21 protein-coding genes, 1 tRNA gene and 1 pseudogene are annotated in these 25,888 nt (G+C 51.4%); 9 read left to right on the top strand and 14 right to left on the bottom strand.

The window, feature by feature from the left end:
- Positions 1 to 6 precede the first annotated feature (6 nt).
- The 4 genes from HCG48_RS02175 to HCG48_RS02160 all read right to left on the bottom strand — a co-directional run bounded on the left by HCG48_RS02175 (position 7) and on the right by HCG48_RS02160 (position 5,316).
- A complete protein-coding gene (locus HCG48_RS02175) occupies positions 7 to 495 on the bottom strand; it encodes a hypothetical protein (protein WP_168567692.1) in 489 nt (162 codons plus the stop codon).
- A 221-nt stretch (positions 496 to 716) separates the two neighbouring features.
- Complete coding sequence (locus HCG48_RS02170; RefSeq protein ID WP_168567691.1) at positions 717 to 1,226, bottom strand: DUF1648 domain-containing protein; 510 nt, start codon at positions 1,224 to 1,226, stop codon at positions 717 to 719.
- 187 nt (positions 1,227 to 1,413) lie between these two features.
- Positions 1,414 to 1,486, bottom strand: a tRNA-Thr gene (locus HCG48_RS02165).
- 98 nt (positions 1,487 to 1,584) lie between these two features.
- Positions 1,585 to 5,316 carry a DUF4347 domain-containing protein gene (locus HCG48_RS02160; protein WP_168567690.1) on the bottom strand — a complete coding sequence of 1,244 codons (3,732 nt, stop codon included), beginning with the start codon at positions 5,314 to 5,316 and terminating at the stop codon, positions 1,585 to 1,587.
- A gap of 720 nt (positions 5,317 to 6,036) precedes the next feature.
- Between HCG48_RS02160 and HCG48_RS02155 the strand changes: the two genes are divergently transcribed.
- The gene (locus HCG48_RS02155; RefSeq protein WP_168567689.1) at positions 6,037 to 6,306 is read left to right on the top strand and encodes a hypothetical protein; all 270 of its coding nucleotides are present in this window, start codon (positions 6,037 to 6,039) and stop codon (positions 6,304 to 6,306) included.
- Between the two features lie 32 nt (positions 6,307 to 6,338).
- Positions 6,339 to 8,012, top strand: coding sequence for a chaperonin GroEL (gene groL / locus HCG48_RS02150; RefSeq protein WP_168567688.1), 1,674 nt, complete (start codon positions 6,339 to 6,341; stop codon positions 8,010 to 8,012).
- 291 nt (positions 8,013 to 8,303) lie between these two features.
- On the opposite strand, the gene HCG48_RS02145 is transcribed toward groL, so the two are convergent.
- A complete protein-coding gene (locus HCG48_RS02145) occupies positions 8,304 to 8,687 on the bottom strand; it encodes a nuclear transport factor 2 family protein (RefSeq protein WP_168567687.1) in 384 nt (127 codons plus the stop codon).
- A gap of 64 nt (positions 8,688 to 8,751) precedes the next feature.
- Here HCG48_RS02145 and HCG48_RS02140 point away from each other — a divergent pair, with 64 nt between their 5' ends.
- The gene (locus HCG48_RS02140; protein ID WP_168567686.1) at positions 8,752 to 9,774 is read left to right on the top strand and encodes an aldo/keto reductase; all 1,023 of its coding nucleotides are present in this window, start codon (positions 8,752 to 8,754) and stop codon (positions 9,772 to 9,774) included.
- A 550-nt stretch (positions 9,775 to 10,324) separates the two neighbouring features.
- A complete protein-coding gene (locus tag HCG48_RS02135; protein WP_168567685.1) occupies positions 10,325 to 10,720 on the top strand; it encodes a hypothetical protein in 396 nt (131 codons plus the stop codon).
- A 155-nt stretch (positions 10,721 to 10,875) separates the two neighbouring features.
- Here HCG48_RS02135 and HCG48_RS02130 read toward each other — a convergent pair whose 3' ends face one another.
- Entirely contained in the window at positions 10,876 to 11,460 is a 585-nt protein-coding gene (locus HCG48_RS02130; RefSeq protein ID WP_168567684.1) for a PAP/fibrillin family protein, read from the bottom strand.
- A gap of 1,016 nt (positions 11,461 to 12,476) precedes the next feature.
- Between HCG48_RS02130 and HCG48_RS26750 the strand changes: the two are divergent.
- Together HCG48_RS26750 and HCG48_RS02120 are read left to right on the top strand one after the other, a co-directional pair.
- Positions 12,477 to 13,528, top strand: a pseudogene (locus tag HCG48_RS26750) (RNA-guided endonuclease InsQ/TnpB family protein).
- 114 nt (positions 13,529 to 13,642) lie between these two features.
- Entirely contained in the window at positions 13,643 to 14,380 is a 738-nt protein-coding gene (locus HCG48_RS02120) for a sulfite exporter TauE/SafE family protein (protein WP_168567683.1), read from the top strand.
- Positions 14,381 to 14,467: 87 nt separating this feature from the next.
- Here the strand turns inward: HCG48_RS02120 and HCG48_RS02115 are convergent, their stop codons facing one another.
- The gene (locus HCG48_RS02115; RefSeq protein ID WP_168567682.1) at positions 14,468 to 16,420 is read right to left on the bottom strand and encodes a mechanosensitive ion channel family protein; all 1,953 of its coding nucleotides are present in this window, start codon (positions 16,418 to 16,420) and stop codon (positions 14,468 to 14,470) included.
- 216 nt (positions 16,421 to 16,636) lie between these two features.
- Here HCG48_RS02115 and ribD point away from each other — a divergent pair, with 216 nt between their 5' ends.
- The gene (gene ribD, locus HCG48_RS02110) at positions 16,637 to 17,737 is read left to right on the top strand and encodes a bifunctional diaminohydroxyphosphoribosylaminopyrimidine deaminase/5-amino-6-(5-phosphoribosylamino)uracil reductase RibD (RefSeq protein ID WP_168567681.1); all 1,101 of its coding nucleotides are present in this window, start codon (positions 16,637 to 16,639) and stop codon (positions 17,735 to 17,737) included.
- Between the two features lie 73 nt (positions 17,738 to 17,810).
- Positions 17,811 to 18,491 carry a hypothetical protein gene (locus HCG48_RS02105; protein WP_168567680.1) on the top strand — a complete coding sequence of 227 codons (681 nt, stop codon included), beginning with the start codon at positions 17,811 to 17,813 and terminating at the stop codon, positions 18,489 to 18,491.
- 268 nt (positions 18,492 to 18,759) lie between these two features.
- On the opposite strand, the gene HCG48_RS02100 is transcribed toward HCG48_RS02105, so the two are convergent.
- From HCG48_RS02100 to HCG48_RS02090, 3 genes are all read right to left on the bottom strand, one after another.
- Complete coding sequence (locus HCG48_RS02100) at positions 18,760 to 19,524, bottom strand: phycobilisome rod-core linker polypeptide (RefSeq protein ID WP_168567679.1); 765 nt, start codon at positions 19,522 to 19,524, stop codon at positions 18,760 to 18,762.
- Between the two features lie 461 nt (positions 19,525 to 19,985).
- Entirely contained in the window at positions 19,986 to 20,597 is a 612-nt protein-coding gene (locus HCG48_RS02095) for a hypothetical protein (RefSeq protein ID WP_246259845.1), read from the bottom strand.
- Between the two features lie 9 nt (positions 20,598 to 20,606).
- A complete protein-coding gene (locus HCG48_RS02090) occupies positions 20,607 to 21,230 on the bottom strand; it encodes a phycobiliprotein lyase (RefSeq protein WP_168571694.1) in 624 nt (207 codons plus the stop codon).
- Positions 21,231 to 21,471: 241 nt separating this feature from the next.
- Here HCG48_RS02090 and HCG48_RS02085 point away from each other — a divergent pair, with 241 nt between their 5' ends.
- Positions 21,472 to 21,642, top strand: coding sequence for an NblA/ycf18 family protein (locus tag HCG48_RS02085; RefSeq protein WP_168567678.1), 171 nt, complete (start codon positions 21,472 to 21,474; stop codon positions 21,640 to 21,642).
- Positions 21,643 to 21,855: 213 nt separating this feature from the next.
- Here the strand turns inward: HCG48_RS02085 and HCG48_RS02080 are convergent, their stop codons facing one another.
- The 4 genes from HCG48_RS02080 to HCG48_RS02065 form a co-directional block, all read right to left on the bottom strand.
- On the bottom strand, positions 21,856 to 22,455 hold the full coding sequence (locus tag HCG48_RS02080; RefSeq protein WP_168571693.1) for a TIGR04376 family protein: 600 nt from the start codon (positions 22,453 to 22,455) through the stop codon (positions 21,856 to 21,858).
- Positions 22,456 to 22,586: 131 nt separating this feature from the next.
- Positions 22,587 to 23,810, bottom strand: a complete 1,224-nt coding sequence (locus HCG48_RS02075) for a hypothetical protein (protein WP_168567677.1) — start codon at positions 23,808 to 23,810, stop codon at positions 22,587 to 22,589.
- Positions 23,811 to 23,899: 89 nt separating this feature from the next.
- Positions 23,900 to 25,186, bottom strand: a complete 1,287-nt coding sequence (locus tag HCG48_RS02070; RefSeq protein WP_320415767.1) for an RNA-guided endonuclease InsQ/TnpB family protein — start codon at positions 25,184 to 25,186, stop codon at positions 23,900 to 23,902.
- Positions 25,183 to 25,635, bottom strand: coding sequence for an IS607 family transposase (locus tag HCG48_RS02065; RefSeq protein ID WP_246260062.1), 453 nt, complete (start codon positions 25,633 to 25,635; stop codon positions 25,183 to 25,185). The genes HCG48_RS02070 and HCG48_RS02065 overlap by 4 nt, the downstream gene beginning before the upstream one ends.
- Between the last annotated feature and the right edge of the window lie 253 nt (positions 25,636 to 25,888).

Genomic DNA, 25,888 nt, shown 5'->3' with positions numbered 1-25,888 from the left:
TTCCCCCTATTCCCCCACGGAATAAAACCAACTCCCCCGTTTTTGCCAAGCCCGACCCGCCGGATCTCGCTGTTGCGACCACTTGTGAAAATAGTCCTCCCCTTGTTCTACCGCCTCTAAAATGGTTTTGGACGTTACCCCGAGACGGCGGGCGAGATCGGCGGATCCCTGACGGGTTAAATTCCCGGAATGACCCGACCGATTCGGGCTTTTGCCTACCAGTCGGCTTTGACGGCGCGAAGGCTGACTTTCCGCTTCCAAAAGGCTGACGCGCTGCTGTAAATGTTCGACTTGGTTTTGCAACGCCGCGATCGCCGTTTGCACTTCCGAGAGTTCCTCCGCGTGAGGGGACGCCACCGGACCGTCAAAAAACTGCTTGACCATCTTTACCAGCGCCGCACTTTCGCTGAGGTCGTGTTCGTCCATGTATTCGCGCAGTTTCTCGTGGTACGGTGGCGGTAAATAGCCCACAATCCGAATATTTTTTGTAGCCATCAGACGCGCTCCTTCTCGCTAACAGTATGCTACCGTAGCACGATTAACATTTTAGAATTTAGCGTGAAGATTTTAGATTTTTAATTTTATGCTTTGGATAAATCCCCCCAATGGATAATCATTTCTGATGGATAGACCTGTAAAAAATTGAGGCACAACTGAGGCGATCGTTGCCGTATTTTGCGGGAAGTTGTGCGTTTTTCTCACCCTTGGGTCTAGATTTAGCCGTCGCGATCGCGGCGATCTCGATAAACGAAGTTTACCCCCAAAAAGATCGCCAATAAAACCACAATTCCTTTCCAGTCGAGGCGATCGCGCTCCCCGAATGCGATCCGAACCGTTTGCCACTCGACAAATCCGAAGGTCAAAATAAAGCTGACTTTGGTCCAACTCAACCAGTACAGGGCATTTTGATACTGCCTGCGTGCATTTTCTGGCGTAATCCGAACCGAATAGTGAAAGGTGTGGGGATAGAAACGGGCTACCGTCATCACCAGATAGCCGATCGCCGCGCAGACCGGATACAGCCAAATCGACAGTTTAGAACCCCATAAACTCGGTTGTCCGTTTAAGGAAAAATCGACGGGAATCTCTTCCGGAAGCTCGTTCCAGACGGTCATCGGAAAGACGATCGCCAAGATTAAACTGGCGATCGCCACGACTTCGAGCCAATTTTCCAACCGCGATCGCCCGATCTTGAGTCTCGGACGCCGCGAATCCTTCTGACTCATTCCTCCATCTCAACCCGGCGATCGCCGCTCCCAATGTTAACCTGTCTCCAGCCCTCGCCAAGATCTCCCCATACAGTTGAAAGCCCCCCAAAATGGGGAGCTTTCTGTTGCAGTTCGTCGGACATCTGGAAGGAGTCAAACCCTTCCAAAATCAAACGCCCAAAGTCCTTTATTTCTCCAGGCGCAAAGCCGATGGCGGGAGTCGAACCCGCGACCATTCGATTACGAATCGAATGCTCTGGCCTCTGAGCTACATCGGCTTGGCAATAACCTGACCCATTGTAGCAGCTTTCTCCATGCTTGCCTATCCCCCGGACTGAAAAAATTTGCCCGGACGGCCCGGGGCTCCGCCAGACCCTTAAATCAACGTCAGATCTCCGGTACTGAGTTCGTCCGCACTGACATTTTCTAACGTCGCCAACAGGCGATCGCCCCCTGCGAGACGAACGATCGTCCCTCGATCCCCCGCGACAAATTCCACCGCATCCGGCGTCAATCCCCCGCTCAAAGCCAGCAAATCGACCCCGACTTCAAAATCGACAATGACATCGTGACCGCCATCCTCGCGCAAGACGAAGCGATCGCGACCCGCCCCGCCGACAACGATATCGTTGCCCAAATCCCCCGACAGCACGTCGTCACCCGCTTCGCCAAACAGCACGTCGTCGTCCTTCCCGCCGTAAACCGTATCGTCATCCAAACCGCCACAGAGAACATCTTTGCCGACATTGCCCAACAGCACGTCACGGCCCTCATTGCCACAAACGAGATCGTCGTCCAAATCCCCAAATAACGTATCGTCGCCCCACTCACCCATGAGGGTGTCATTTTGTTTGCCCCCGTGAATCGTGTCATTCCCGCCACCACCATACAGCCAGTCATTCTGGCGATTGCCATTGAGAAAATCATCCCCGTCGTCGGCGAACAAGGTATCGTTCCCCCAATCCCCGAACAGAGCATCGTTGTCCCCACCACCGAACAGTAAATCGTCGTCCTTTCCACCGAACAAAGTATCGTCACCGACCCCGCCATCGAGCCAATCGTTGCCGATATTGCCGTGGAGTAGATCGTTACCGCCATCTCCCTCAATGCGATCGCCGCCTTCCATTCCCAGGAGGTAGTCGAAACCGTCCAAACCGGAAATCGCCTCATTTTCTGGCGTTCCCCAGTAAAAATCATCGTTGGCACTCGCGACCACCGCGCGATCGCTCCCCGGCGGTTCGACCGACTGACGCAACTCACTCGAACTCGGCAAACTCTCACAGGGACAGACGAGTCCCTGGGGATCCGACCCGTCCCCACTCGCCACATCAGAATCGGTCAACATCGGCGCGATCGGATGGTCCGTCGGATTCTCTACCGGATTCTCGACAACGGGTGTGGTCACCTCCGCCGTAATTAAATCCGAACGACTCCCATCGCCGATCGCGCTGAGGCGATAATAATATTGACGATCTGCCGCCAGTCCGGAATCGAGATAACTGGTGATATTCGCCTCCGTGGTGGCGATCGCCTCCCAGGTCGTATTATCCGGCGATCGCTCCAGCTTAAATCCCGTTTCGCTATCGCTATTGTCTTGCCAACTTAACTGTACCGCCGTCGCCGATTGCGCCGTCGCCACCAAACGACTCGGATTCGCCGGAACGGGCAGCGCCGTTGTCGAATTCGCCGCGATCGTGTGAGTATGAACCCGATTCGGTCCCAACCCATACACCCCACCCGACGGCGGCGTCAAACTCAGTTGCACCGTTTCCGCCGCTTCCGCCTCACCATCGGCGAGAATCGGTAACGAAATCGCCGCCGTCGTCGCCCCCGCCGGAATCGTCAGCAGACCCGACGGTTCGGTAAAATCGCTATTCGCCGTCGCCGTCCCCCCAGTCACCCTGTAGGGAATATTGAGATCGAAATCGAGGGCTTGAGTCAACTGCACCTGCACGTCCTGCGCGAGTGAACCTTCGGTGGGTTCCTCTCCCGTCGAGACCGTTTCGACAAAATCGAGGCTGAATTGCTCGAACGATCCGATATCGGGCTGATTGCGGCTTACCCCTCGTTGGTCCGTCGTTACCGAAGAGGCCCCCGCATTGAGGGCCGGACTGCCGTCTAATAAAGCATGAGTGAGAATTCCCGCCCCATTATCTTGTAACGGTCCGAGTTTCGGATCGGCGATCGTCACGTTCGCCGTAATATTGACATCGTTCCCATCGTCGGGATTTTTCGGTGGAAATTGTAAGTTATTGCCCCCGTCGATTAACTCGACTCCCGTCTGTTGCTTGTTATTCCAATCGTTCCCGCCATTACCCGCCGTATTGCGATCGAAAATCGAATTGCTCAGGGTCGTCCGGTTCCCATTACCCCAAAACGCCCCGCCTTGGAATCCGGCGTAGTTATTCGCAACCGTCGTATGGTCGATCGTCGCGTTGAAACCGTCCTTATGGTTGAGCATCATCGCCCCACCGAGTCCGGAATTTCCATCCGCCGATTCGGCGCGATTGCCCGAAAACGTGCTATTCACCATCGATAAAGTTGCCGATTCTCCCAACCACAAGCCCCCGCCTTGACTGTAGGCGCGGTTGTTGGCGATCGTCGTGTTGGTGATTCTCACGTCGCCGTTGCCAATTCGCACGCCGCCGCCCAAGGCGTCGCCGTTCGCCGCTTCCAAAACGGTGTTATTGACAATGGTGCTGTTTTCGACGACGACGCGATCGGGATTGTAGACGTAGAGAAATAAGGCGCCGCCCTGTCCTTGTCCCGTATTCCCTTCAAAGTGACTGTTACGAATGGCGATCGTGCCGCTATCCGGGTCGTTGAGGTCGCTGGCCCCGTCGGTATAAATGGCGCCGCCGTAACCGATACCGCCATTCGAGAGGCTGTCGTTGTTGAGGAAAATGGAAGTTTCGACGGTGAGTCCCCCTAAGAGGGTGTTGATGGCGCCGCCGAGGGTGCCTTGGTTATTGGTAAATTCGCTATCGGTCACCGTGGTTTGACTTTCGCTTTTAACGGCGATCGCCCCCCCACCCCGTTCGGTTTTCCCGGAAGTCCCATTTCCGGACGACCCATTCCCCTCAAATCGGCTATTGGCGATCGTGTTTTTGCTCCGCCACCCGCCAAAAATGGCCCCGCCACCTTCTCCGTTGGCAAAGTTATTAATAAATTGACTATTTTCGACAATTAAGGTGGTTCGATTGTCCGTTCTAATCCCCGCCCCGGCTCCTTCTTCTCCGTTTTGAGTGGTTTTGCCGTCGGCGACGATCGCGTTACGCAAGGTAAAGGTGACGGGATTAAAATTGACGTCGTTTTTAACGTCAAAAACTCGCGATGCATTATTGCCGCTAATTGTCAAACCCGGAGCGTTGGCTCCATCGATAATCAGATTTTTATTAATTTCGAGTTGACCACTGCTCAAGCGAATCGTGCTATTGCTCAAATTGCTGTCAAAAACAATCGTATCTCCCGGTAAGGCTTGGGCGATCGCCGCTCTGAGCGAACCCGCACCGCTATCGTTGGTATTCGTTACATTGAGCATAGCCAATACTCCCGTATAATTTGCGATCGCTGTTTTTTCTAGGGGGAAATTCCGTTCTATTTTGCCCGTGGCAAACTCTAAATTCCAATGGGTCTCCACCCCCACCTTGCCAATCAAATGCTCGGACGCCGCAATGTTTACGCCTAAAAATTTTGCTAATTTATAGAGAAAATTTTGACCGCGATCGCCCGCCACTCGGCAACCGTACAGGTGCAGTTCTCCGTCTTCGCTCCAGCCTTTCACCCACCGCTCTAAATGATGGCGATCGCGGCTAAAACTTTTTTGGTTTAATTTCCTATTTCCCAGCTCGATCTCGCCGGGACGACCGTGGGCGAAAATATGAATTTTGCCAATTTTTTCGGGACGATCGCCGTACTGCTCGATCGTTTCCGCGATCTGTTCGATCCCATTCCGGTCGCGATCGAGGGCGATCGCCACGCTCCCCGGTCGTACCCCTGCCAGTAATTCTCTCGGATTTTCTATGCCTAAATCAATAAAAACTAACTCGATTTTTGTGGCCGTTGTAGCTTGGCAACGTTCGAGGGTAGCTTGAATTCGATTATTCATCTTTTGCCGCTCCAGAAGGATTTTAACTGTAGATACACCTTCGGAGTAATTGCATCTGGAAAGTTATCGAGTTTAGCTCTACGATTGAAGAGCAGAAATCGAGTTATTTATTTTTAGAATAAAATTTAGTTTTCTAGGGGTAAATACGGAGAAATTGAAATATTTTATTCTTCGCTCTTCATTTCGATCGCAGAAAATTGACGCCGCGATCGCCCGCGATCGAGATTGGCTGGGTTCTCTATTTTCAATTTTAACTAAAATCTCTTTTAGTTTACTAGGGATGAATTTGCGGATTTTTGAAAAACTTAAATTTTAAAACCCGTATTTTTACGCAAGCAAATAGATTAAAATTGAGGACTTATCCGAGTTAAAAATAGGAAATTACGATCTTATTTTTATTCGATGATAGAGAAATAATAGTAGTCCAATGAGACTAAAATGAGACTAAAATATAATCATTCAAGTCGATCGATCGAGACTCAAGGAGGAAAGTCAATGAAGATGCTCTCAACAATATATTGACGACAAAATTCTTCAATCAACTGACATTTTTTAGCTTTCGGTAACGGTAAAGTGAAAAATGTCTTGACAAATAATTTTCAATCGGAAAAAACTGCCGATCGAGGGCAAAGGAATAGCCCCGATCGCGCCAAGATTGACGAGTGAAAACAGGTAGGATGGCAATCAAGTCGCGTTGCTAAATTCAGTCCCCCAGATTCTGTGACAGACAACTGCGATCGCGTGTTCCCCCAGCAAGGCGATCGCCCCGGGACCCGACTGCCGAGAGTCCTACAGCAGAAACGCCATAGCTTCCCGTACAATAGGGATGGCGGCGATCGCCACAACCCTTGCCCTCACTCGCCTCACTCGGCCTTTACCGCCTCACTCGGCGGGGCGATCGCACCGCAGCGACCGCATCGAGGCGATCGGCAACCGACGGCTTCCTTGTACGGTTTCCACGCATTAGCACTCGACCCCGGAGAGTGCTAAATTTGCTAGTTGGAGAGCTAGGAAGCTGAAGTATGGCCAAACTGGTTGCATTTGATGAAGAATCCAGGCGCGCCTTGGAAAAAGGCGTCAACGCCTTAGCCGATGCCGTCCGCATTACTTTAGGCCCGAAAGGACGTAATGTGGTACTGGAGAAGAAATTCGGCGCCCCCGATATCGTCAATGACGGCATCACGATCGCCAAAGAGATCGAATTAGAAGATCCGCTAGAAAATACTGGCGCCCAACTGATCCGGGAAGTGGCCTCGCAAACGAAAGACTTAGCCGGAGATGGAACGACCACGGCGACGGTCCTAGCCCAAGCCATGATCCGCGAAGGGATGAAAATTGTGGCGGCTGGAGCCAATCCAGTAGCCGTGCGTCGCGGGATTGAAAAAACCGTCAACAAACTCGTCAAAGAGATTCAAGACTTGGCCAAGCCCGTCGAAGGCGGCGCGATCGCCCAAGTAGCAACCGTTTCGGCAGGTAACGACGAAGAAGTCGGCCAAATGATCGCCGAAGCGATGGATAAAGTCACCAAAGACGGCGTAATTACCGTTGAAGAGTCCAAATCCCTGACCACCGAGTTAGAAGTCGTCGAAGGGATGCAACTCGATCGCGGTTACATTTCCCCTTACTTCGTCACCGACAACGAGCGGATGATCGTCGAATTCGAGAATCCCGCGATCCTGCTCGTCGATAAAAAAATCAGCGCCATTCAAGATCTGGTTCCCGTTCTCGAAAAAGTCGCCCGCGCCAGTCAACCTCTGTTGATCGTCGCGGAAGACCTCGAAGGCGAAGCCCTCGCGACCTTAGTGGTCAACAAAGCCCGTGGGGTTTTGAATGCTGCCGCGATCAAAGCCCCCGGATTTGGCGAACGTCGCAAGGCGATGTTACAAGATATCGCCGTCCTCACCGGAGGTCAGCTCATTTCCGAGGAAATCGGCTTGAGTCTCGATGCGGTCAGCAACGACATGCTCGGGCAGGCCCGCAAAGTGACGATTTCTAAAGATAGCACCACGATCGTCGCGGAACATACTGACGCCACCCAAGGCAATATCGAAAAAAGAATTGCTCAAATCCGCAAGGAACTCGAAAGAAGCGATTCCGACTACGACAAGGAAAAACTGCAAGAACGGATCGCCAAACTCGCGGGTGGCGTTGCGGTGATCAAAGTCGGCGCCCCCACCGAAACCGAACTCAAAGAACGCAAACTGCGGATCGAAGATTCGCTCAACGCGACCAAAGCGGCGATCGAAGAAGGGATCGTCCCCGGTGGCGGTACCACCTTAATTCACTTGGCGACCAAAATTGACGCGATTAAAGCCACCCTGCACGAGGAAGAAAAACTCGGTGCGGATCTGGTGTTGAAATCTTTAGAGGCGCCAGTGCGTCAAATCGCCGACAATGCCGGGGTCGAAGGCTCCGTCGTCGTCGAGCGCGTTCGCGAAAGCGAGTTTAACGTCGGCTACAATGCTTTGACGGGCGAGTATCAAGACATGATTGCCGCCGGAATTATCGACCCGGCGAAGGTCGTGCGCTCGGCCCTGCAAAATGCCGCCTCGATCGCCAGTATGGTGTTGACCACCGAAGCCCTGGTCGTCGAACAACCTGAAAAAGACGCTCCCCCTGCCCCCGATATGGATGCCATGGGCGGTATGGGCGGCATGGGCGGCATGGGCGGCATGGGCGGCATGGGCATGATGTAAGCTCGTCCTCCCCTCATTTCTGTTCGTTCGTTAAGCTATTAAAAAGGTTACAAGGTTCTCTCCTTGTAACCTTTTTTTGGATTGACTGTCCCAGGATGGGGGATCGCGATTGCGTCGTTTCGCCTAAATTGCAAACCCTACGATCGCGATCCTCATTGTTTTTCAGAGGTGAATCATTCTTCTTGCGATCGCAAAAATTGCGTTGCCAACGGACGGGCGATCGCTGTTGAATACTCCTATTATAATTAAGTATTAACCCAATTTATTCGGGGTTGAAAATTTAAAACACTCTCAAACAATGGGACTGCCATGATGGTGAATCAAGTACCACGATCCCCCCAAATATTCAAATAGATTCGTCGCCATCGATTGCGCTTTGAGTTTTCGTCCCCCGTTGATTTGCAGTAAATTTTCAATGGCGACAATATAACCGAAATTCTCGTAAACTTCGACGCGCACGATATCGAGATCGATTTCGAGATAATGGGTGGCTTTAAAAATCTTTTCCCAAGATGCGCGAATCTGCTGCCAACCCTCGATCGCCTGCCGTCCCGGGTGAATGCACAGGCTGGCCGTGCCTTGAGACCAAATTTTACTCATCGCATCGAGATCGCGCTTCTCAAAGGCTCGGTAAAAAGATTCATTAGCATCTAATAATGCCTGTCGGTCGGTCATTTTTTTTAAGGGATAATTTTCGTTTATTCTATCGATCGTACCAGAGAACTCAAACTGCATAAAAATGAATCTACCGGAATCGAGCCGTTTTCAATTGACCCCAGACTTACAGATTTGCCGCATTTTAAATGGGATGTGGCAAGTCTCCGGAGCGCACGGAAAAATTGACCGCGATCGCGCGATCGCCGCCATGTTTGACTATACCGATGCCGGATTCTCTACCTGGGACTTAGCCGACCATTACGGTCCGGCAGAGGATTTTATCGGCGAATTTCGCCGCCAATGGGCCACCCGGCGATCGCCCGAAACCCTCGGCCAAATTCACGCATTTACCAAATGGGTTCCCCGACCGACGGCGATGACCCGCGAAATCGTCGAAAAAAATATCGATATTTCCCGGCGCCGCATGGGGGTCGAAGCCTTGGATTTGCTCCAGTTCCACTGGTGGGACTATCGCCATCGCGCCTATCTCGACGCCCTCGATTATTTAGCCGAACTGCAAGCGGAAGGGAAAATTAAACATCTGGCCCTGACCAATTTCGATACCGAACACCTCAAAGAACTGAGCGATCGCGGTGTGAACATTGTCTCCAATCAAGTCCAATTTTCGATCGTAGACCGTCGTCCGGAACGCCAAATGGTCGAATTATGCCAGGAACGGGGCATCCACTTACTCGCTTACGGTACCCTGTGCGGCGGCTTGCTCTCGGAGCGCTATTTAGGCGAGGGCGAACCCCGTTGGGGAAGGCTCAATACTGCTTCGTTGGGCAAGTACAAGCAAATGGTTGATGTTTGGGGAAATTGGAGTTTATTTCAACAATTACTGCAAGTTCTTAAAGAAATTGCCGACAAACACGGGGTCAAAATCGCGAACGTGGCGGTGCGTTACGTACTCGACAAGCCCGCCGTGGCGGGGGCGATTGTCGGCGCACGCTTGGGAGTGTCGGAGCATATCGAGGACAATGCGAAAACCTTTGGGTTCGATCTCGACGGCGAAGATCGCGATCGCATCGATGAGTTCGCCACGCGATCGCGCGATCTGTGGGGGGCGATCGGCGATTGCGGCGACGAATATCGCCGTCGGTAAAGGGCTTGGGGTTGTCATCAGTTATTTCAATTGACGGAGGCATTTCTCTCGCGTCCGTCAGTCCCACTGAGGGATTCAGCCGTAATGGCGACCTTAGAGATCTCAAAATTTCCTGACAAAATAACGGTATCCCCTGTTACGATTGGAGAGTTGAATCGGGCTTGGTAAGCGGACGATCGCATGAAAAAGATTCTTTTTTCAGAGTGTTTTTTAAGGGTAAAATGCGATTTAACGGCGACAACTGCCAAATTAGCTGCTCAAACCCCATTTTTTTCCGGATTGACCCGAGATCGGCGTGAGTTTTGATGCTTGAACCGATCTCCTAACTCGTCTTAGAGTGAAGGGGAAGATCGAACGGTCAGTGCGATCGCGATCGCGCGATCGATATGAAGTAAAACACCGGATCTAATTGCATTAGATCGCCGAAAGCGCCTATCACCATCACTCGTTCTTAGAGATTTCCATCACAGAAACTTGCTGCGAAATCAACGATATTGAGAGTGTGGAAAGGTTTTGAGAGCGTCGAAGAGAAATCGTTGAGAGAGTTGCCATGTTACCTAAACCCAGTTTCGACGATCGCGAGTTAGCTGAATCGTTTTACGAAGCGCTAGTCAATCGCTTCTGCGAATCCTTTGAAGACTCCCTACAAGAGTTGCTGTGTGAATGCAGCTTTGGTGTGGCTCCCAGCGCGGATGGCGATCGAACCTTCTTTATCGTGACGCCCAATCTCGAATTAGCCGATCGCCTCACCGATCGCATCGATAAAATCATCGATCGGGTATCCGAACTGATGCCGGGGATCGATCAAACCGCAGTTTGTGTAATGCCGCCGCAGTCGGAAGATAAGTTATCTTCGTCTCGCAGTCGCAAGTCCGGATTGACCCCTCAATTCATGATGGCCAAATTGTTTAGCAACCCCTCCGAACACCGTTCCGAATTGAATTAAAGCGATCTCGCGTCAGCATCGGGATGGGGTCGGATAATTTTTACAAACTTGTTGGGTCGCTCCTCACCTCACTGGTCTGAAGTTTGCCGACCTCATGGCTTCCATTGCGCGCGTCGCGGTGGAAGTTGTCGATCGAGAAAATACTTTTTGTATATTTATACTTTAGTCAGAATATATAGACTCCCCCGGCTTCCCCGTCCGATTCGCAAATCTTCATCCAGATAGGTGGTATCGAGCCAGTTATCGCGATCGCCACGGTCGATCCCCACCGCGATCGTGCCGAACTCGTTCCCCGCTTCGATTTTCTCGATAAATTGCGCCGGATTTTGATAGCCGATCGCCGTTTGCAAGCCGACAATCCAGCGCTCGAAGGTCACCTGAACTCGTAAGTCGGAAATGGGTTCGAAGCGAGCGCTAACGCTGACGATGCTATCGAGGTAAGGGAGTCCGTGCAGTTCGACGAGATTCACTAAGTGCGATGTCTGCGGGCGAATCGATTGGTAGATTTGTCCCAAACGGACGAAAGGCGGGCGATCGAGGTCGAGCAGATCTCTACTGGTCGTATAAAGAACTCGCCAATCTCCAGCGAGTAAATCCGTCGCCGCCGTCGGCGTTGGGTTCGGATTGTGGTTTTCCAGATCGGCGATCGCCGCTTGGATTTCGCGCCGATCGCGATCGCTGGCGAGCAATCCGCGATGTTTTCCGGCGATCGCCGCTAAGAGCTTTACTTTTGAGGTCATCAGGTACTTTCGGGGCCCGGGTGCCCTAGGAAGGTCGATCTTATTGTATTGAGCGTTTGGATTTTGAGCGTTTGGATTTTTGGCTTTGAAGGGACGAGCTGAATTTGTCCCGTTGAATTTGTCCCTTTGAATTTTTCGATTTCCAATTTTGGAAATCCAACTTTCCAGTTCGTTTGGATTGCAACACGACGATCGACGATCGCCTCGCCCCCGCCATCGTGTGGGAGTGTAGGGGGGAGATCCCGCGCGATCGCGCCCTAGCGAAATTCGATTTTTTGCGAAAACCTTGCCCTTTAAAAACCGCTCTGGAGCGGCGATCGTCCCGCCTCGAAACCCTCGGAAAATACGGAGGTCACGCCAGTGTTCGACCTCCGCAATTTTGGGGAAGCGATCCCACCGTTCGAGCGACGAAAATCTCATCGTATCGGACAAATGAACGCTATCACCAGCCTTCCCAACTCAGTTCCCACCCATTTTGACCTCAGCACAATTACGGAAGCTCCAAAATGCCAAACACTAGTGTTTTTCACGATGACGGACTTCTGGCTCGTTGGCCATAATTGAAACTGAAAGATAAACAGGCTGGCACATCTTTATCAAACACCCTGATCCTCTCCCCTGGACAGGGTTTTTTGTTGGCTAATTTTTCACCAGGGATGTCGGCTCCGAGAAGACTCGCCGCGCCCCCCACGCGCCCTCAATGCCCCTTCGCGATCGTGGATAGCCTCGAAAACCACGTAACGTTAAAGAAAATGAGAGGATGAGGGTTAACAACAGGGTTTAAATTTCTACCTAAATTTTCTTAAACTTACTCACTTTTTATGCTAAAATAAAAATTTGAGTAAGTTTAGAAGGACTGAAGCCGCAAGAATCGCGGATTTCAGCATCTCCATTGCTTTCTGCTAGTCTTTATGGTAGCCGAAGTTAGCCGAACAAAAAGAGGGTTGAGGAGTTAAAAAAAGTCAGTGAAAGGCTTTAAGACCAAGCTAGACTTAAATAACCGACAACGAACGTTGATGGCGAAACACGCAGGAGTTGCTCGACACGCTTGGAATTGGGGACTCGCTACCTGTCAGGAAATATTAGAAACCAGAGGTAAACTCCCGAGTGCCATAGACTTACACAAAAGATTAGTCGCCGAGGTAAAAAGTCAGAATCCTTGGTACTATGAAGTTTCCAAATGCAGCCCTCAAGAAGCGTTGCGTCACCTCAATAAAGCGTTTAAGCGAGTTGGGCAAGTCAACGGAACAGGTTTCCCCAAGTTTAAGAAAAAGAATGTCAAAGAGAGTTTTTACCTGGAAGGAAGCATTAAAATTTCCGGTGATTGGGTGAAGCTACCTCGGATCGGTTGGGTAAAAAGCCACGAACAGTTACCGCCAGTCCATCCTAAAAACGTCACGATCGGTAAACGAGCAGGGGACTGGTATATTGCCTTCAAAATTGACTTTGAACCATCCCCCCAACCCCCCTTTGAAAGGGGGGCGAAGGGGGGATAGAGAGCGGATTGGGGTAGATGTAGGAATCAAAACTCTAGCGACCCTGAGCGATGGTAAAATCTATCCCAATCCGAAAGCTTATCGTCAGGCTCAGAAAAAACTGGCCCAACTCCAGAAAGAACTAAGCCGCCGTCAAAAAGGAGGTAAAAACCGAGAAAAAACTAAACTCAAGTTAGCTAAGACCCACCGACGCATCGCGGATATTAGAGCCGACCATCTACACAAGTTAACAACTTACTTAGCTAAGAACCACGGCGAAGTAAAAATTGAAGACTTAAATGTGTCAGGGATGCTCAAAAATCACAAGCTGGCTGGTGCGATTGCGGATGGTGGGTTTGATGAGTTCCGTCGTCAGCTTGAGTATAAATGCGAGTGGTACGGGAGCAAATTAACGCTGATTGACCCGTGGTATCCCAGTTCGCAGATCTGTTCCAACTGCGGACACCGACGGACACCGACAAAAAATGCCCCTGGACAAAAGACAGTATGATTGTCCGAACTGTCACGCCTCCATAGATCGTGACTTAAATGCGTTAATTAATTTGGAAAACGCGGATAGTTCAGCCGTGTAAGCCTAGTGATGGAAAGGTCTCGGAAGATCCAAGCTAGGAACTAAACATCAAATGATTAAGTTTGAGTAAGTTTTAGAGAGCGGAAACTTTGAATAATTCTTGACAGCCACACCCATGCCTCTTGTCCTGCTTACCTCGATCGGTTTTATCTCTTGGTTGATTAGCACCTTGGCGGGCGGTGGCAGTCCTCTTCTCTTGATTCCCCTCGTCAACTTTCTGATCGGTTCTGCCGGGGTCGCCCCAGTCATTACCACGGGGATGTTGTTGGGGAATTCCCAGCGCATCTTTCTGTTTTGGCGATCGGTCAACTGGAAAGTCACCCTCTGGTATCTCCCCGGCGGAATGGTCGGTGCGGTTTTAGGCGCTTATGCTTTTACCCAACTGCATCTCGAATGGCTCGAACTGCTTGTCGGTTTGTCGATCGTCCTCCTGGTCATCGGCTTCGCTTTGCGAAAACAGGAAACCACCTGGAGCGCCAAAGCGTGGTATTTTCTGCCTGCGGGATTTGTTTATGCCTTACTTTCCGGCTTAATTGGCAGTAGCGGCCCGATTCTCAATCCCCTCTATCTCAATTACGGCTTAGTGAAAGAAGAAATGATCGCCACCAAAGCCACCAATGTAGTCGTCATTCACGTGGTAAAAATGTTCACTTATGCCGCCTTTGGGGCGCTGACCCCACAGTACCTCGGTTATGGGTTGGCGATCGGATTGGTCGCAGCTCCGGCGAATTTAGTCGGTAAATATTTACTCGGTTATCTCAACGCCCAACAATTCCGCCAGATTGTCTTGGCGGTGATGGGAATTAGTGGGGCGTTGATGATGTGGACCCAACGAGGATTGGTGGGGTTTTAGAGAGGAAAAAATCGGAGCCAAAAACGGGTGTTTAGGGATTTTCAAGCCCAAATTCTTCGCCCAGAGCGGGCGATCGCCTAGGATCGCCTACACGATCGCGTGTTCTGAAGGACTGTTGCCATTACTGGCTTCTTTGAGCAATTCCAGGGAGTTTTTAAAGGTAACCGATTGCTGCGGCGTTCCGATCGCAATGCCTTCGCGATCGAAGCGCGTTTTAATTCGACGGCGAAACTCCCGACCCACACTCCAATGTTGCAAGGGTTTGGTTTTAATCCACGTCCGAATTAAAATCCCCGCATGATCGATTTCATCGATGCCGAGAACTTCCGGAACGTCGATAATTTTTTCCCGCCATTCCGGTTCGCTATAAATTTCCACCGAGAGTTCTCGAAGGACGGCCAGAGCGCGATCGACATCGGTATGATAGGCCACGTCGATCGTACAATCGACCCTCGCCCACTCTTTAGAAAGATTTTGAACCACGGAAATCGTACTATTGGGAAGGGTGATCAAGCGACCTTCTCCATTGCGAAGTTGGGTGATTCTCAGGTTCATATTTTCGACCAAGCCGCCGACATCGCCGACGATAATCACATCGCCGACGGCGTATTGATCTTCTAAGAGAATTAAGAAGCCGTTAATCGCATCTTTGATCAAACTTTGGGACGCTAACGAAATGCCCAAACCGATAATCCCGGCACCAGCTAAGATCGGGGCGAGATTGAGACCGATCGCCGAGAGCATCGCCAAGGTACCGACACTGACAAATCCGGCAAAACTGATACTTTTAAAAACTGCGGAAAAGGTCGAGAACCGCAAGGCCAAACGCCGGGATTCGTCTGCATCGAGAAAGTCTTCGTCCTGTAAGGCACTAAAAAAGCGATCGATGCCCACGTAAGTGAGGCGAATACCCGCATAGGAACTAAAAACAATTCCGACAATTTTAAGCGGAAAGGGTAACCAAGAAAGGACGAGGGGTTGCAACCAACGCGTGTAAGGAAATAGACCGACGATCGCGTAACTGCCGCCCCCCCAAACGCCGACCTGTCCGATTTGAATCAGTCGTTGTTTGAGGTCGTTGATGTTGCGTTTTTCGCGCTGATTCATCTTGTGCTGCAACTCGCCGATCGATTCCGATTCGTGGCGTCGGTCGAGGGAGTCGGACTCGACGGGATTGGTCGCGGTAGACTCGGATAAATCGGTTTCGGAACTCGATTCGGAGGGGGGAGGGGTCGGTTCGTTGGCGATTTTTTGGCGTTGCGCTTCCAGTTTTTGCCGTTCGTGAGCGAGGGTAAAACTGCCTAGAACCATGACCAGGGCGATCGCCGCCGCCAGGGAAAGTTGTTCTTTGAGGTGTTGGGGTTGGCGTTCTTCAATCGCTCGGTCGAGTTGCCGCTCGATCCGTTGACTCCACTCGTCGGCAAGCAGTTGGGGATCGGCGGTAAAGCGATTGAGGCGGGCATCCGTACTGGTGACGGTCATCAGGTAAATGGCGGGTTCCTTGCAGACGCGATCGCTATTGCCATCGGGTGCAAGGCAAATCACAGTTTCGCCATTGAGAACTGCATTGTAAACCGAGAGTTTTTCCGGCTCGAAGCCGTTGCGAACGATTTCTTTGAGGCGGGTTTCGATTTCGCGAACCCGTTCGCTATCGTTGGTGGCGATCTCGAATAATTTGCGACCGTCGAGATAAACCGGGGTTTGGGGGATTTGTTCTTCCCCGCCCATAAACGGCAAAAAACCGTTACCAGAGCTTTGGGTCTCTTGGGGAGCGGGTTGTGAGGGGGAAGCGTCTGCCTCGGCGCCTTGCTTATCCGACGCCGACTCTCCAGACTCCCCCGATCCATTGTCGTTTGAGGTCGGTTTTTGCGCTTCCGGAAGTTGGGAGGGGATGAAAGTCGGCGTCTGACCCGAGACGGGGACTGTAGAGAGGCTGTAAAGGGTCACCGCCTGAAGCGCGATCGCTCCACCCCAACGCAGGAGCGATCGGGGGGAAAATGGATGGGGTTTGTCGTCGAACCGGGTCTGCCGGATGGTCATTGGGGTTGTCGGATGCTTGCTCAAATTCATAGTGAAGCAGATGCCCTTGAGCGTTACAAAAGTTTACTCTAACAGACGATTGGAGTCGGTCTGTGTTTCGCCGTCCGTCTTTCCGATACACTCAGGGGAGGAAGTACCCTCGCACCGCATTTTTTTGTAGACCTTCGACCGACTCCACGGGGATCGTGAGATGGCGGATAGTTAAAATTTAGCTTCATGAGTACGAATCAGGACGCCCAGAATTTCGATCGCCAGATGATGCAACGTTGTCTGGAACTTGCTCGCCGAGCGTTGGGACAGACGGCCCCGAATCCCTTGGTGGGTTGTGTCATCGTTCGCGACGGCGAGATTGTCGGCGAAGGATTTCATCCCCGTGCGGGGGAACCCCATGCGGAAGTGTTTGCCTTGCGCGATGCGGGCGATCGCGCCCGAGGGGCAACGGTTTATGTTAGTTTGGAGCCTTGCAATCATTACGGACGCACCCCACCGTGTAGCGAAGCGCTGATCGCGGCGGGGGTGGCGAAGGTGGTCGTCGGTTTTGTCGATCCGGACGCGCGGGTCTCCGGTGGCGGGATCGATCGCCTCCGGTCGGCGGGGATCGAAGTGGTGGTCGGCGTCGAAGAAGAAGACTGCCGCCAAGTCAACGAAGCGTTTATTTACCGATCGCTCCACCAACGTCCCTTTGGGATTTTGAAATATGCCATGACCTTAGATGGCAAAATTGCCACCACGACGGGTCACAGCAGTTGGGTCACCAGCGAAGCCGCTCGCCGGGAAGTCCACTTGTTGCGATCGGCGTGCGATGCGGTGATCGTCGGCGGTAATACGGTCCGCCAAGACAATCCCCACTTGACCAGCCATCGTGTAGGGAGCCACAACCCCTTGCGGGTGGTGATGAGTCGTTCGTTGGAGTTACCGGAACGAGCGCGCTTGTGGGATCTTGACGAAGCTGCGACCTTGGTGCTGACCGAAGCGGGCAGCCATCCGGAAGTGCAGAAGCGACTGCTGAATAGAGGGGTTGAAGTCGTCGAACTCGATCCACTGACTCCGGCGAAAGCAATGGAGTATTTTTACGAGCGTCAGTTTCTCTCGGTGCTGTGGGAATGCGGCGGCACCCTGGGCGCTCGGGCGATCGCCGATGGCGCCGTCCAGAAAATTTTGGCGTTTATCGCGCCGAAAATCATCGGCGGTCGTTTGGCGCCTTCTCCGGTCGGGGATTTAGGATTGACTCAGATGGATCGGGCGCTGACTTTAGAACGGGTGCAATGGCGCAGTGTCGGTTCCGATTGCGTCCTGGAAGGGTATTTAAACCCCTAAACACGGGATTTTGAAAGTTTTGGGAACGATCGCCCCGGGTCGGCGATCGACGAATTAGCTCAGTTAAATAACTATGCTCGAAATTGTAGTGTGGAGTGTTTTTGTAGGCAGTTTGGGAATTGAGGCACTAGTGGCTGGCGGATGGTTGCGCTGGAGACATTTTGCGATCGCACGAACACATCAAGAGGAAGAAGAAATGTTTGATGCTTATTCCGGTAATGGTCAACTCCCGGCCATTGACATGCCTCCCACCTCCTTTCTCCCCACCGGAAACGTAGAACAGCGAAACTCCTCCGATGGCGAGTCGATCCGTCACGATCCGTTACCGGAACTGCGATCGCCCTCTCCCCACGACCCCCCTTTAGGAGAGTGGGAATATAAAATCGTGCGCGCCAATTTCGACCTGTTCCGCAATCCCGACATTTTCCACCAATTGTGCGAAGAAGAAAGTCAAGCCGGATGGGTATTACTCGAAAAACTCGACGATCGCCGCGTTCGCTTCAAACGCGCCCTCGTCTGGCGCAAAATGCTTAAAGAAGACGGTTTACCTTTCGATCCCTATCGCGTCCACTACGGTCCGTCCATGGGTACGATCCACTTACTCGGGGGAATCGCCGCACTTACCCTGATGATTCTACCCGCTTATCTCGGCTACATTTTAGTTTCTAACACCCTCAACAAACATACTCCCCAAATCGCCCCACCCGCCCCGACGGTCGATTTATCTTCGCCGGAACCGCCGATGATTCCCTAGGGGAGGGAATTGGGAGTTGTTGGCTCCTTCAACAGCGCTCAAGTGTTCTTCGCCCAAGCGGAAGGATCCCGCCCCACAGCTTCTACCTCTTGCTTTTCGCCGAATCCGTCCCTATTCCCTAGTCTCAATTCCCTACTAAAAGAGACAAGCCACCAAAAACAAACCCGTTGAGATCTTTTTGAGATCTTCTCCCGTGTCCTGTCTTTGGCGTCTTGTCCCTCAATTGACCGAGCAGAATCGTCAATTAAGCCGACCGACTCAATTGAGATTAGCGCTTGCGGTAAGGAACCATGTTTTGATAGTTCATGTTGACCGTAGACACCCTCGGAGGCGTGGCCCCTTTAGCAAAGTTAAGCTGCCGCGCCAAACCCAAAAAGCGGTTGGGGTCGCCTTCGCGAGCTTGTTTGTCTTGGGGGACGAAACGGCGGACTTGAACTTGCCAGATCGCTTGGGGGAAACCCAATTGACTGCGGTGGTATTCGCCGTAACGCGGGGTTTTGAGGTTGAAAGGGACTTCGCCTTTGGCTTGTTGCGGCAGAATCCGACGGCGTTGGTAAGGAACGGTATCGTAGCCGAAAGCGCCTAAGTATTCTTCGCTATCGAGTAAGGTGTCGATGAAGCCTTGAACGCCTTTGGTCGCGATCGCGATCGACCAAGCAATTTTTTCACGCTCGTTGTAGATGTCGCGTCCGAGAATCCGTTGGACGCAAATTTCGACGAAGCGATAGTTACTGTTGGTCTGGAAGTTCAAGCGCAGGAAGGCATCGGAAAGCACCAAACCGCGAATGAAGTCGCGCACGGTAATTTGACCGTATTTGAGTTGAGACTCCAAAAAGGTCTGGCGGTTGCTTTTGAGGATTTGGTGTTCGCTGAAGATCTGGCGGTAAGCGGCCCAGATTAACTCCTCGATCTCGCTCGGCGAGGGCATGGTTTCGGTGGAGTAAATTCTAGGTTGCTCTTCAGTCGGAATTTCAAATCCAGAAACACGCTGGTTTTGACTGTTTGGAGCGTACTCTAACAAAGGAATTGCCACGTCAGAATCTCCGTAATCTGAAAATCTGGTTATTTTTCTATGATTGACACCTCCCCCCGGCTTCTCGAACGACGAGCTGAGGGGAGTTCCTCCATCACTGAAGGAATTTCCTGTATCCCGGACTGTGGGCGATCGATTGAGTCACCTCGCTCGATCTCGGTCGCTTGGGGTTTACAGGCATGACTTCCTGGGTGCCTCCAGTAGGTCGGGCGATCGAGCTTGACATCCTCTCCACCCAAGTTAAAGGTTAGGGGTGGAGATTCCCCAAATACCGGGAAGATTGGCTGCTCAATGCGTCAGTCGGCTGGACTGCGCGAAACCGAGTACCCGCCTCGATCGCAGATGGTGACTGGTGTTGTGCAGCTCATTTGGATAGACATCATTCAGAGTAAGGGATGACGGCGATCTCAGTCTCATTTTTCTGAGGGAACGCAACAATCTGTAATATTTCTCGACAATTTTTAGGGACTGCCCCGCCACCACCTCTGGGGATCCCGAGTGGACTGGCAATGAGGCCAATGGCGCAAGAGCTTTTCATCGTCGGGGGCGTCCCCGGTTCCCTCGACTGTCGGGGGGGGTAACCCCAATCCCAAACATAAATGAGTGACCACTTCTAAAAAGGATCGCCCGTGACCGGGAGATTTGAGGTGGGCGTGGGCGTATTCGTGAACGACGACGCTCAACCAATCTGCCGGATCGATGCGTCCGACATCGACAAAAATCACCACCGGATCGAGGTGGATGTTGCACAGGGCATCTACTCCGAGACGTTCGGCTAACGGTGCGGCCAGAATCCGCATCGGGCGCCGTCGATCGCCCCCAAAACATTGATGGCAAGCGTCGAGGCAACTTTGTAATTCGGCATTGACGGCATCGCCATGCTCGCCAATCCACGTACAGATGCGAATGCGATCGTTAATGTCCTCCGGTAGCTCGATATCGCTCGGATCTAAGGCCAATTGCCGCACTCGATTGAGGTAGTCACTCCCCCGAACGAAGGGATCGGCGATCGCGGCGGACACACTCTCGGCGCCCGAACTGAAAACATCGGTTGACTCTGGAACTCGGCTCAATCTCTACTTTTACCATCCCAATACAGAATAGAACTGGGCGCCGTTGGCGCCATTGTTGTTAGCGCTTTGGGCGCCACCCCCGCCTGTCGCCGCTCCGGAGCCGTTAGCCGACTCCTCCATGCGAATTTCCGTACAAAAAGACGCGCTGCTAAACCCGCCAAACCGTTTCACCGTGCTGGTTCTCACCCGCATATTCGGTTGGGGAAACCAAAATCGCTCGATCGCGCTCATGGTTTCGTACTCCGTCGTCAGCACTAAGGCATCTTCATCGTCAATTTCGTAACGACCCGCCACCGGGACAATTTCCGCATAACCGCGCTCGCGCAAAAGCTGCCCGCGTCGCGGATTGTCCGCTTCCGGTACTAACGCGAACACCGTCGAACCTTGGTGATTTTCACTGTCGCGGTCCCAATCCATCGACCCGTGCCAGGTGACGAACGCCCCGCCGACGGTCCGACTCGGATCGACCTCGTGCAACTCGCAGATTTCAATCACTTTCGGATGATCCGCTTCCAGGGTTTCTACCTCAATCTGAGAATCCCCCATTTCAGCTCTTCTAAAAGCCAGGTGGTGCGTCGTCCGTTGCGATCGCCACTTCCCGGCACTTTGTCTGAAAAATTCCATTGCGTCCATCTGACTCATGAATTTTTATCCCTTTTATTTCGTCAATCGGCTCTAGTTTGACCCCTTTTATGATAAATCCTGAACCCTTTGATAAATTTTTGTAGCAATAATTAGTTTTAAAATGTACATATTGGACAGATTGTCAAGCCAAAGTAACGATAATTTACATTTAAGCGAAACCCGTTTGCTCGAAACCGCGTCTTTAAAGACGGGGGAGACAAACAACAACAGACCACAAGGAGCGAAAATCATGGATATTCCCACTCAACTCAGCTTAGAACAACAATTCAAACTCGAAGTCCTGCGCGACCAAGTCAAGAGCCTCAGCCGGGAACAGGCGCAAGAATACCTACTCGAAGTCCTTAGACAAAACATGGTCAAAGACAATTTGTTCAAGCACTTACTGAAGCGAGGGGCGTAGTGCAACTGCGCCCGAGCAACGGAAAAGACAAAAGCGCTCCCACTCGTCCGAACGAGGGGAGCGTTTTTGGTGTGTGGCGTGGCAAGTGGGAAGCTCTAGGGCGAGCATGTTGCCCGCCTCGAAGCCGTCACCAGGCAAAAGCTAGAATCTAGAACCGAAGCGTTACCGTCCCCATCAAATATCAAAAATCCAAAATCCAAAATCTAAAACCCTCTACCTTCCCATATTGCGTTTCATCTGTTCCAATTCGTCGTCGGTTTCCCAGCGTTGGAACTCTTGCTCTAGGGGATCCATGGAACTGCTAAAGGTACGATAATTCTGATTCCACCCCGTATCCCAACTGCTTTGACTGCTTTGAGTGCTTTGACTGTTTTGGGCTTCGGCTTTGGCTCGCGACGCTGCCGCTTCAGTCGCTTTCGCTCTCACTTCTTGGCGGCGGACTTGGATCTGGCGTTGTAACTCTCTGGCTTTTGCAATCCGATCTTTGACCCCTTGCATTTGTCCCCACAACTGATTTCCTTGGCGCAGAAGGGCGGCTTCGCGTTCCTCGGCGGCGCGTTTGAGGTCGTCGCGTCCGGCTTGACGGGCTTTAGAGATGCGTTCGTGCCAGCGTTGGATCTCTTGAGCGGTGGAGAGGATTTGGTCTTGTAACTGCTTTTCTTTGAGCTGGGACTCGGCAATTAGCTTGAGGGCGTCTTCTTCTTGTTCGCGTAACTGTTCTTCTAAAACTTGTAATTCTAGATGGGGATTGTTACGCATGAATTCGTCGAGACGACTTTCTAAAAAACGACTGACATCATCGAATAAGCTCATCGGCAAAAACTCCTCGCATAGGTTCGTTATCGGACGGCGGCGATCGCCCTCGACCGCCGGAATCATTTCTTTACTTAAATTTTCTCACGCCGTTCGACCAATAACGAACAACACGAGTAGCGATACACGAGTTAGAACGATTGTCCGGCAAAAATAGATCGCACTTCTCCGTTGCGGCGGATGACCGCTTCGCCTTGCTCGACTTCGACCAAGGTCCAGCCGCTAGAGCCGATGCTTTCGCCGATGTTGACGCGGCGGGCGACGCCGTTAATCTCGAACAGGGCGGCGGAGCGATCGCCCAACTCCAAAATCCCCACTAAGGTGTGAACTGTTCCCGGGGCGCTAGAAGCGGGGGTCGTCGGTTCAGCCGTCGGCGCCGGGGGTGCGGGTTCGGGGGCGGGCTCGGGGGACGGACTCGCGGCGGCGGGGGGCGGCGAGGCGGCGACCGTCGGTTCTGGGGCGACGACTTTCGGGGCGGGTTTGGGCGAAGGGGAAGCCGTCGGCGAAGGAGAAGCCGCAGGAGACGGGGAAGCCGCAGGAGACGGGGCGGCGGCGGTTTGTTGTGGCGGTTTGGGCGATTTGGGAACGGTAACCGTGAGATTTGGTTGAACCAGGGTGGGATTGATGCCGCGTTCGAGGGCGATCGCGATCCGATTCAACACTTCTGCCAAATTGCCCTGATGGGGTGCGGTCACCGTCACATTTTGAGGCGGGACGTTGACGTTGACCGTGGGCGCCGGGGGCATCGGCACTTGGAGAGCCGTATTCGGCACCGGGACAGGTTCGGTCGGGGCGCCGACCGCTTGGCGATCCATCGCTTCGAGCGATCGCTGCATATATTCCACAAAAGCGGCATCGGCATCGGCTTTGAGCTGTTCGGGGGTTTTCGCCGCCGGAACGGGGGCTTGAGCCGTTTGGGGTTGCAATTTGAACCAGAGACGCTGCAACGGTTCGCGATTGGCGAGCAATAAGCCGACGGTGAGGGCGAGTAAGGCGCAGGCGCCGCCGAACAAGAGGCGATCGAAGGATTTGCCCGTTTTTTGTTTCTTCTTGTCTCCCGTTCGGGTAGCTTTCGCGTCCACCGTGGTCGCGTCTTCGCGAGGGGGACGCGGCATCACCAACGGCGGCATGACGATCTGGGGAACTTGGATCGACTTTAACTTGACTGTTTCCGGGGCTTTGACGGATTTCGGCAGGGAAGTGCCGCCTTCGAGCACCCGGTCTACATCTTCAAACAGTTCGTCCATCAGGCGATCGGCAGACGCATCCACGGACCACGGTTCTCCCGGAATGCGATCGCCGGAGGTTCCCGCTTGGGCGGGGTCGATGGGTTTAGTGCTGAGATCCTGAGACATAGCTTTTTAGGGAAAGGGAAATGATGGGATAGTTAACCAAAATATAGTCAGATATAAACAAGACATGGATTCTATTTCAAAAATCCCCTTCATTTTGGCTTCGAGAGATTAATTCTCCTTGGGTGAACTACGCACCTCTCTATCCCATAGCCCATAAAGGCATTTGGGAATGCTTTTCTTAAGATATTATAGGAGCCTAAGATATCCGCTTGACACAAGAATCCTGTATCAGTCCGGTAAAGACCTCTTTTAATTCTTTTTCCCGTCAACTTAGGAACTTTTACCGTTTCTCCATAAACCGGAAGCGGATCTAAGTTGAAAAAGTTCGACTGACTCGTATAACTCTCTTCAGTTAGAACCACTTTAATCCCTACTAATTGACATTTATAGGTCAACATTTCAATCAGACGGTTGAAAGGAATCCCCACAAAGTTTTGGTTGTTCACTTTCCCCATCTTGGCATTTTGTTTCCACCCCTCATTTTTGCCAATGACTAAAGTAGTAATATTTTTATCAAGCAGTAGATTGACCAGATAACGGCTGGCTCGATGGAGATAGTTCTCCACTTTTTGATTTCGGCATCGAGTCAGACGCTGGATTCTCTTAGAGGTGGGTCGATTTCCTTTTAATTGGGATTGGAGAAAGGCTTTTCGTTTATTGTAGAATTGATTCAGGCTTTTTAAGGGTCTGCCATTTATCAACAGAGGAACAAAGTCCGGTTGATTAGAAGTTACAGCCATTAAAACATCTACACCTAAATCCACACTAGCGACCCATTCATTGGATTTTAATGTTGGTTCTACTTCTTCATAAATGACCTCAATGATATAACAATCGCATCGAGGAACGATTCTCACCTCCACTACTTTTTCGGCTACAGAAGTCTCCAACTCTATTTGGGTTTTTGAGCATTTGATTTTACCTTTTTTTAAAGCCACTTTACTTAGAGCCTGTTTCACGTACACCAATAATTGACGACCTTTCTGAGTGTTTTTATATTTGGGGATTTTCGGGTTGACTAAAAACTTCTCCTTGTTGACTTTGTAGGCTTGATTGGCGGCAAAAAAGGATTGCCAGTTTTTGTCTAATCCTCGTAACACCTGTTGAGAGACTTTAGCTGGTAAAGCGCGATATTGCTCCGTCTTCTGCATTAATTTATCCATCCGGTTATAGTTCAAGTAACCATGACCATAAATAAAGTTTTGACGGATTAGATAATTAGCCGCATTGTAGAGATTTTTGGAATGCCATGATAACTCATCTATCTCATCCCAAAACCTATGACCTTTTTTGATTATATGTCTTTCGACTAATTTCACTAGCGTTCCTTTAATTCGGCAATAATTTTTTCGGTTTTCCGTTTCGAGCGTCTTCATCCATAAAGACGAGAACAGAATGAAGTAATGATAGCAATTAAATCTTCCATCAATTCATCTTGTCGATCCTCGCTATGATTGACAATCTCAACGGTTTTTCCCCTCTCTTTTAACCGGATCTCAAGGTAATTTGTCCCAAACCTCGCCAAACGGTCTTTATGCTCCACTATCAATATATCGTAATGGGAATTGGTTAAAACCTTAGCCAATTTTGGACGATTATCATTTAAACCACTGCCAATTTCTTTGACGACTTTATAAATTTGATAGCCTCTGGCAATAGCATAATCTTTTAACCGTTCCGCTTGTCGCTCAAGGTGATCTTTATTTTCTGCACTAGAGACTCTGGCATAAATACAGGCCATTCTCTCGGTTTTCTTCTTCCCTTCTTCGGTAATGATAATTGTTCCCGAAGTTGATAGCCCGTTAGATGACCTTTTTGCCACCATCTCCACGCCGTTTGATAACTCACCCCGGCTTTTTTGGCATAGTCTGAGAGTTTCATGGTTATATCTTAACAGGAATGACTATACTTGACTATGGATTCAGTTAAACTTTACAATACCGCCGCGAAGGAGACAACAGAAACGAGCGATCGCCGCTCCCGCGTTCTATTATCTTTGGTTTAGTCTTACCACTTGCACGGGAGATCGTGCAACCACAGACGAGGAGGGAGAAGGGGAGGGCGATCGGGTCGCGATC

The organism is Oxynema aestuarii AP17 (assembly GCF_012295525.1).
GTDB classification, from domain to species: Bacteria; Cyanobacteriota; Cyanobacteriia; order Cyanobacteriales; family Laspinemataceae; genus Oxynema; species Oxynema aestuarii.
The sequence above is the reverse complement of the archived record's forward strand: the minus strand, read 5'-3'. Positions and strand labels throughout refer to the sequence as shown.

Excerpts from the sequence above, each read along its gene's own strand:
- HCG48_RS02130 (WP_168567684.1), bottom strand. The coding sequence starts at position 11,460 with ATGACCTCAAAAGTAAAGCTCTTAGCGGCGATCGCCGGAAAACATCGC.
- HCG48_RS02135 (WP_168567685.1), top strand. The coding sequence starts at position 10,325 with ATGTTACCTAAACCCAGTTTCGACGATCGCGAGTTAGCTGAATCGTTT.
- HCG48_RS02085 (WP_168567678.1), top strand. The coding sequence starts at position 21,472 with ATGGATATTCCCACTCAACTCAGCTTAGAACAACAATTCAAACTCGAA.
- HCG48_RS02115 (WP_168567682.1), bottom strand. The coding sequence starts at position 16,420 with ATGACCATCCGGCAGACCCGGTTCGACGACAAACCCCATCCATTTTCC.
- HCG48_RS02140 (WP_168567686.1), top strand. The coding sequence starts at position 8,752 with ATGAATCTACCGGAATCGAGCCGTTTTCAATTGACCCCAGACTTACAG.
- ribD (WP_168567681.1), top strand. The coding sequence starts at position 16,637 with ATGAGTACGAATCAGGACGCCCAGAATTTCGATCGCCAGATGATGCAA.
- HCG48_RS02160 (WP_168567690.1), bottom strand. The coding sequence starts at position 5,316 with ATGAATAATCGAATTCAAGCTACCCTCGAACGTTGCCAAGCTACAACG.
- HCG48_RS02175 (WP_168567692.1), bottom strand. The coding sequence starts at position 495 with ATGGCTACAAAAAATATTCGGATTGTGGGCTATTTACCGCCACCGTAC.
- groL (WP_168567688.1), top strand. The coding sequence starts at position 6,339 with ATGGCCAAACTGGTTGCATTTGATGAAGAATCCAGGCGCGCCTTGGAA.
- HCG48_RS02070 (WP_320415767.1), bottom strand. The coding sequence starts at position 25,186 with ATGAAGACGCTCGAAACGGAAAACCGAAAAAATTATTGCCGAATTAAA.
- HCG48_RS02105 (WP_168567680.1), top strand. The coding sequence starts at position 17,811 with ATGCTCGAAATTGTAGTGTGGAGTGTTTTTGTAGGCAGTTTGGGAATT.
- HCG48_RS02170 (WP_168567691.1), bottom strand. The coding sequence starts at position 1,226 with ATGAGTCAGAAGGATTCGCGGCGTCCGAGACTCAAGATCGGGCGATCG.
- HCG48_RS02080 (WP_168571693.1), bottom strand. The coding sequence starts at position 22,455 with ATGAGCTTATTCGATGATGTCAGTCGTTTTTTAGAAAGTCGTCTCGAC.
- HCG48_RS02120 (WP_168567683.1), top strand. The coding sequence starts at position 13,643 with ATGCCTCTTGTCCTGCTTACCTCGATCGGTTTTATCTCTTGGTTGATT.
- HCG48_RS02075 (WP_168567677.1), bottom strand. The coding sequence starts at position 23,810 with ATGTCTCAGGATCTCAGCACTAAACCCATCGACCCCGCCCAAGCGGGA.
- HCG48_RS02145 (WP_168567687.1), bottom strand. The coding sequence starts at position 8,687 with ATGACCGACCGACAGGCATTATTAGATGCTAATGAATCTTTTTACCGA.
- HCG48_RS02065 (WP_246260062.1), bottom strand. The coding sequence starts at position 25,635 with ATGGTGGCAAAAAGGTCATCTAACGGGCTATCAACTTCGGGAACAATT.
- HCG48_RS02090 (WP_168571694.1), bottom strand. The coding sequence starts at position 21,230 with ATGGACGCAATGGAATTTTTCAGACAAAGTGCCGGGAAGTGGCGATCG.